Annotated in this window: 7 protein-coding genes; 6 read left to right on the plus strand and 1 reads right to left on the minus strand. The window is 43.8% G+C overall.

The genetic code is table 11. The features are described 5' to 3' along the window. Positions 1-126 precede the first annotated feature (126 nt). Positions 127-432: a hypothetical protein gene (locus tag AC4GME_RS15490; protein WP_490379713.1), complete on the minus strand. Its 306-nt coding sequence runs from the start codon at positions 430-432 to the stop codon at positions 127-129. Positions 433-710: 278 nt separating this feature from the next. Between AC4GME_RS15490 and AC4GME_RS15495 the strand changes: the two genes are divergently transcribed. The 6 genes from AC4GME_RS15495 to AC4GME_RS15520 form a co-directional block, all read left to right on the plus strand. Then, positions 711-1,646, plus strand: coding sequence for a LysR family transcriptional regulator (locus AC4GME_RS15495; protein ID WP_490378516.1), 936 nt, complete (start codon positions 711-713; stop codon positions 1,644-1,646). Between the two features lie 80 nt (positions 1,647-1,726). Further along, complete coding sequence (locus AC4GME_RS15500; protein ID WP_490378515.1) at positions 1,727-2,335, plus strand: LysE family translocator; 609 nt, start codon at positions 1,727-1,729, stop codon at positions 2,333-2,335. Positions 2,336-2,677: 342 nt separating this feature from the next. Beyond that, positions 2,678-3,145: a transcriptional regulator SlyA gene (gene slyA / locus AC4GME_RS15505; protein ID WP_490379714.1), complete on the plus strand. Its 468-nt coding sequence runs from the start codon at positions 2,678-2,680 to the stop codon at positions 3,143-3,145. 13 nt (positions 3,146-3,158) lie between these two features. Continuing rightward, positions 3,159-4,217 carry an HlyD family secretion protein gene (locus AC4GME_RS15510; protein ID WP_490379715.1) on the plus strand — a complete coding sequence of 353 codons (1,059 nt, stop codon included), beginning with the start codon at positions 3,159-3,161 and terminating at the stop codon, positions 4,215-4,217. A gap of 9 nt (positions 4,218-4,226) precedes the next feature. Continuing rightward, positions 4,227-5,255 carry a DUF2955 domain-containing protein gene (locus AC4GME_RS15515; protein ID WP_490379716.1) on the plus strand — a complete coding sequence of 343 codons (1,029 nt, stop codon included), beginning with the start codon at positions 4,227-4,229 and terminating at the stop codon, positions 5,253-5,255. A 102-nt stretch (positions 5,256-5,357) separates the two neighbouring features. Further along, positions 5,358-5,927: glutathione S-transferase (locus tag AC4GME_RS15520; protein WP_490379717.1), on the plus strand; the 570-nt coding region annotated here is incomplete at its 3' end.

Here is a 5,927-nt window from a genome sequence, read left to right on the forward strand (position 1 = left end):
CGCATGCAGGGTGGTGTGGGGGCTGGAGGCTAGATACCTCCGGCTACCCGATTAGCCGATGGGTTGGCTATTCACCAAATGTGAAATAACAAGACTCACTGAAAAAGTATTCCAGAAAGATGGAAGTTATCCATGAACATAGTAATAACCAACTAGTGCTACTGATGCCATTGTTGTTGCCATCGAAACCTGCTTAGCACTTACTTTGAACCAAAATAAACAAGCAATAGTTGACGAAACAACAGTTAACATCCAACACACAACAATAAGCAACCAAAATAGTAAGTCTATAATATCACCAACACCATATGCCTCACCAAGAGATACGGGCAAGTGAGGATAGATTGTCGAGCGAAAAGCTAAACCACTAAAGGCGAAAAGATTTGTAAGAACGGCAGCAAATCTATATATATTGTTTAAAATACTTTCCATAATCTATTATTGGCTAACACTTATTAGACGGAACAATTCCGTGTTTCTAAAGAAAGCTCCATCACATATTTATAATAAAAATAAACATTACATTTTTCTTCTCTGTTTATCAATTACTTATATTTAACAATAGGACTTACCTATTGTGGAAAAGCGGAAAAGTTCCCTATTTACAGCGGAAATACGGAATAAGCGGTATACAGACAGTGTTGTTTTTGCAATAACTAAATGGTTTACGTTAAGATAATAAACTCATCATCTTTAATGGCTGCTTTCTATTGAATAATTACAAGTTACTACCAGCCCTAATTTCAATACTACAAACACGAAATCTAACTGAAACTGCTAGAGATTTAAACGTGACTCAATCGGCAATGAGCAAAACGTTAAATCAAATCCGTCTGGCATTTCATGACCAGATTGTTATCCGCGAGGGTAAACAGTTTGTACTCACGGAGCGGGGGGAACAACTAAAACGGGAACTGCCAGCTCTAATATTACAGTTAGACAATCTATATCTGCCTAATTCGATGGAGGCAAGTCGTTGCCAGCGAAAATTTACCTTTGCATCAAGCGATTATGTGGCCCAAGCCATTCTGCCGTCGATTACCCGCAATTTGGAACTTGAAGCTCCTAACGCCAGCATCGAATACCTGCTGTGGCAGAAAGAACAGTTGACAGAATTGGCGGATCATCCACTTGATCTCGTGTCGACCATGAGCAAATTAATACCTGAAAATTTACACGGTAAAATGATGGCTGAAGATCAGCTTGTGGCTGTTTTTCGCTCAGCTCATTCTCAATCCGGCTGCGATATCTCAGTCAGCAGTTATTGCAATGCCCGGCATATTTTAATCAGCGGAGGAGGAGATAAAGACAGCTCCGTTGATACCGCCCTTTCCTCTATCGGCAAGCAAAGAAACATATTTGCTACTGTGCCTTTTTTCCAATCGGCCATTGAACTGCTACTGCAAACCGACACCATATTAACCATACCGCTGCATATCGCTGCGGATTTTGCTCAACGTTATGATCTACAAATCAGAGAGTTACCAATTGCGATTAAACCGCAGCATTATTATCTGCTCTGGCATGCCAAGCATCATCACAATCCCGAACATAAATGGTTTCGCGAGTTATGTTATCCCCTGCTTAAAGAACATCTTGAGGTAACGATCAAGCAAGGCATGAAATTACTTCATGCTAACAAGTAGAAATGTCAATTTCCGCTCATGCATCATGTCCGTTAAGATAAGCACTCTTTGTTAATGCTGATTATTTAAAGGAGAATAAAATGGAATTAACAGCATGGCTCTCCCTTGCTTCAATTTGTTTAATGGGCGCAATGAGCCCTGGCCCCAGCCTTATTGTTGTTTTAAAGCACACAGTTTCCGGAGGCCGAATTAACGGCGTATTAACCGGCCTTGCTCATGGAATCGGCGTTGCAATGTATGCCATATTGACCGTTATCGGCTTGGCGATAATCATTGAATCAACACCATGGCTATTTAACCTAATTAAATACGCAGGTGTTATTTTGCTAGTATGGTTAGCTTACAAAGCATTAACCAGCAAATCATCACTTGCTAAAATAATCCATCAGGGAACAAAAGTGACAATGCGGGAAAGTTTTTGGGAAGGCTTGATGATAGCTTTTCTTAATCCCAAACTGGCCGTATTTTTCTTAGCGCTATTTAGTCAGTTTGTCGAAGCGCAGGCCAGTTGGCAGCAAAATGTAATTATGGTCGGTACAGTTAGCGGGATAGATACCCTGTGGTATTGCCTTGTTGCGATCGTCTTATCGCATTCGGTCATATTGACTAAATTAAGAGATAACGCCCATATCGTCGAAAAAACCACTGGGATTGCCCTCCTGGCTGTTGCTGCTCGTATCGCATTTTAGACAGTAACTACACAGTTCGCGTTAAAATATTGTGTTTTGCTTAAGAGAGTAAAACACAATATTCCATATCATTATCTAACTAACCCAAACGGTAGCTGTCCGGAAATTTGCTATTAACTCGGCACCTTACAATGCAAAGCCTATGATTCTGCGGTTCGCTATACCTTAGTGAACTGAGGAATTACACCTCAAATCATTTAACTATTTATCCCGATACACTGAAAATCCCCTTTTATCAGCCCCGGAACTTATGTTCAATAATATATCCAATCACCTTTAGAGTTTACTTAGCGTGCTAACTAATATATATTAGTTAGCACGCTAAGTAATAAGGAGATCCATATGGTTGATGATATTAAAGTATTACGAGAACTCTCGCTTGCCGAGCAACTGGGCCGTCTTGCCCGTTTATGGCGCACTGCGGCAGATAAAGAACTGGCACCGCTTGCATTAACATATTCACGCTGGACTGCGTTATGGAAGCTGAAATCCCTGAACGATAATGTCAGTCAAAAAACACTCGCCGATGCACTTGAAATTGAATTAGCGTCCCTGATGCGGACTCTTAAACAGTTAGAAGAACAAGGCCTGATTGTCCGTCACTGCAGCGACAAAGATAAGCGCGTGCGCATTGTCAGCCTTACCGCTCAGGGCAGCGCAGTTATCAGCAAAATTGAAGCCCATATTATGCAGGTTCGCCGCGACTTATTAGCCGGCATTGATGAGGCAGAACTTGCACAATTTAAAAATATTATCGAAAAAATAGCACGCAACGCATTACACAGATTAAGTGATACAGAAGCACAGTAAGAGAGAAATCAATATGACACCAGAACAAAAATTCAACCGCTGGATAAAGCTTTCAATGACCATCTTTGTGATGATTTTTGCTTATTTTATCTTAGCCGATTTAAAAATGCCGCTTACTCAACAGGCGATGGCAGCCAGATCTGTCACTAAAGTTGCACCTCAACTCAATGGGCACATTACCGCGATTAAGGTTAAAAACAACCAGCGGGTTTCTAAAGGCGATCTACTATTTTACATTGATCCTGCGCCCTATCAGCTCGCGGTAGAAAAAGCGCAGCTGAACCTGGAACAGACCCGTAAAAGTAACCGACAGCTGGATGCATCATTAGCAGCAGCTGAGGCCGAGGTGAAAGCAAGCAGTATTCTCACCGAACAGAAACTGCGCTATGCAGATCGTGTTGATTTTCTGAACAGCCGTCATCAGGTATCACAACAGCAAAAAGATGACGCACAAAGTGCGGCAACGGCGTCTCAGGCAAACTTACTTGCAGCTAAAGCAAGGTTAAAAGAACTGCAGGTACGCAGAGGTGAACTTAATGAACAAAATGTTAATCTTCGCATTGCGCAAAACCAGCTTGAGCAGCAGGAATTAAACTTATCCTATACCCAGGTTAAAGCGGAGCAGGACGGTATTGTCACTAACCTGCAGCTTAAAGCCGGTGCCTATGCGACCGCAGGCAAACCGCTGCTGGCTCTGGTTTCCACAGAAATAGATATCATTGCTGATTTCCGGGAGAAGAGCTCACGCAACGCTTCAGCCGGCAACCGTGCATTAGTTGCCTTTGATGGTGATCCGGGTCACCTCTACCCCGCTTATATTGCGGGTATGGATGCAGGGATCAGCGCAGGTCAGTTTGACGCCAACGGCAGCCTGGCAACACCGACGAAATCGAACCGATGGGTACGGGATGCGCAGCGCATGCGTTTGCACCTGACACTGGATGCTGACTATCCGAATGCCTTACCTTCAGGCGCGCGGGCAACGGTGCAGCTGCTGCCTGACAATCCTATTTTTTCCCTGCTTGCAAGCATGCAGATTAGTCTGCTGAGCTATTTACATTACATCTATTAAGGAGCTGATATGAAATTATGGCATCACTCCTTATCTGAAAATGATATTCGCCAGTGCCTGCGCATCACGACGGGCGCGACACTGGGCTTTATTCTCTGTAAAATTTTCAACTGGAACTACGGCGTATTTTTTACCGTGACGCCGATACTGCTGCTGGGAATGATACCGAAAATGAGTGCCCACGCCGCACGGCAATGTATCGCCGCGGCTGTTATCTGCGGTTTGGAAGTCGGTATTTTAGGCGGTTTTTTCGGCAGCCATCCGGTACCGATGCTGATCATTACTTTTTTCCTGTTTCTTTATAAATTCGCCTGCATGTCAAAAGGCAGTTTATTTTTATTCGGTGCACAAAGCGTACTTAGCTTGAGTATTATGCTGAATTTTGCCAGCTATCCGGAAACGGATCTCAATGAACTTATTTTTAATAATATCGGTGCAAGTATACTAAGCGTGAGCATCGCATTCTTAATGACAGCACTGTTCCCGGATGCCGAGGCAAGAGCGAAACATCCGGCTCAAACTAAGCAGCCAAACAGAATGCGCCATGAATCACTAATGGGTGCATCCGTTGCTGTATTATCGTTTCTGCTGTTTCAGATCTTTGACTTAAGCGATTCAATGTCTGCACAGGCAACAACCCTGCTGCTTTTATTTCCTATGCATTGGAACGGCGCATTAGGCTACGCAAGAAAACGAGCAATGGGCACATTATTAGGTGTCGTTATCGGTTTAGCCAGTCAGCTGTTTTTATACAACTGGTCGGGAGAGTTAGTCTTAGTGATCCCGCTGCTGTGGATAGGTTTGATGCTGCTTAGCTATGCCCACGTTAAAGAAGGCGGCGGTTCCGGGGTCGGATTTGCGGCGCTCACCACCTTAGGAATACTATTCGGGCAGTATCTTGCGCCTGATAATGATCTGGTATTCAGTGCCCTGTATCGAATCAGCAGTATCCTGTTTGCCATTGTCGCGACTCTACTGGCTTGTTATCTGGTCCACCGCTTACTCAATAGTTTCGCGGCAACCCGCTTCGGTCAATGACAAACTGTTCTTGTCGCCTGCCCCTTACCTCAACTTATGCATTACACTTGATTAATTGCTTTATATATCCACTAAAACATTCAGCACATCCAGGAGAAATATATGCACAAACTCAGCCTAACTTATTTTGATATCGCAGGTGGTCGCGCCGAGCCGGCCAGACTTGCCATGCAGATCGGCAATATCTCATTCAAAGATATTCGCTTTCCTTTTGCTCAATTTGCACAGGTAAGAAAAAACACCCCGTTAAGTCAGGTACCGGTACTGACAATTGACGGCAGACAAGTAACCCAGTGCAACAGTATAAACCGTTTCGTTGGCAAATTAGCCGGGCTATACCCGGAAGATAATGTGCAGGCACTACTGTGCGATGAAATCATGGACGCTCTGGAAGATGTCACCAACCTGCTGCGGCCCACTTTTAATTTACAAGGCGAAGCGATGCAAAGCGCCCGAAAGGCTTTATCTGAAGGGCCAATAACACAATACCTGACATGGCTGCAAACTCAACTGCAGCAAAACGGTGGCACTTATTTTGCCGATAACCGTCTTAGCATTGCTGATTTAAAGGTTTTCGTGTGGATTCGCACGCTCAATTCAGGATTTTTGGATCATATCCCCACCACCTTGGTTGAAAGCGTAGCTCCAAAGCTTAATGAACATATGCAGCGA

It is taken from the genome of Psychromonas sp. (assembly GCF_983033635.1).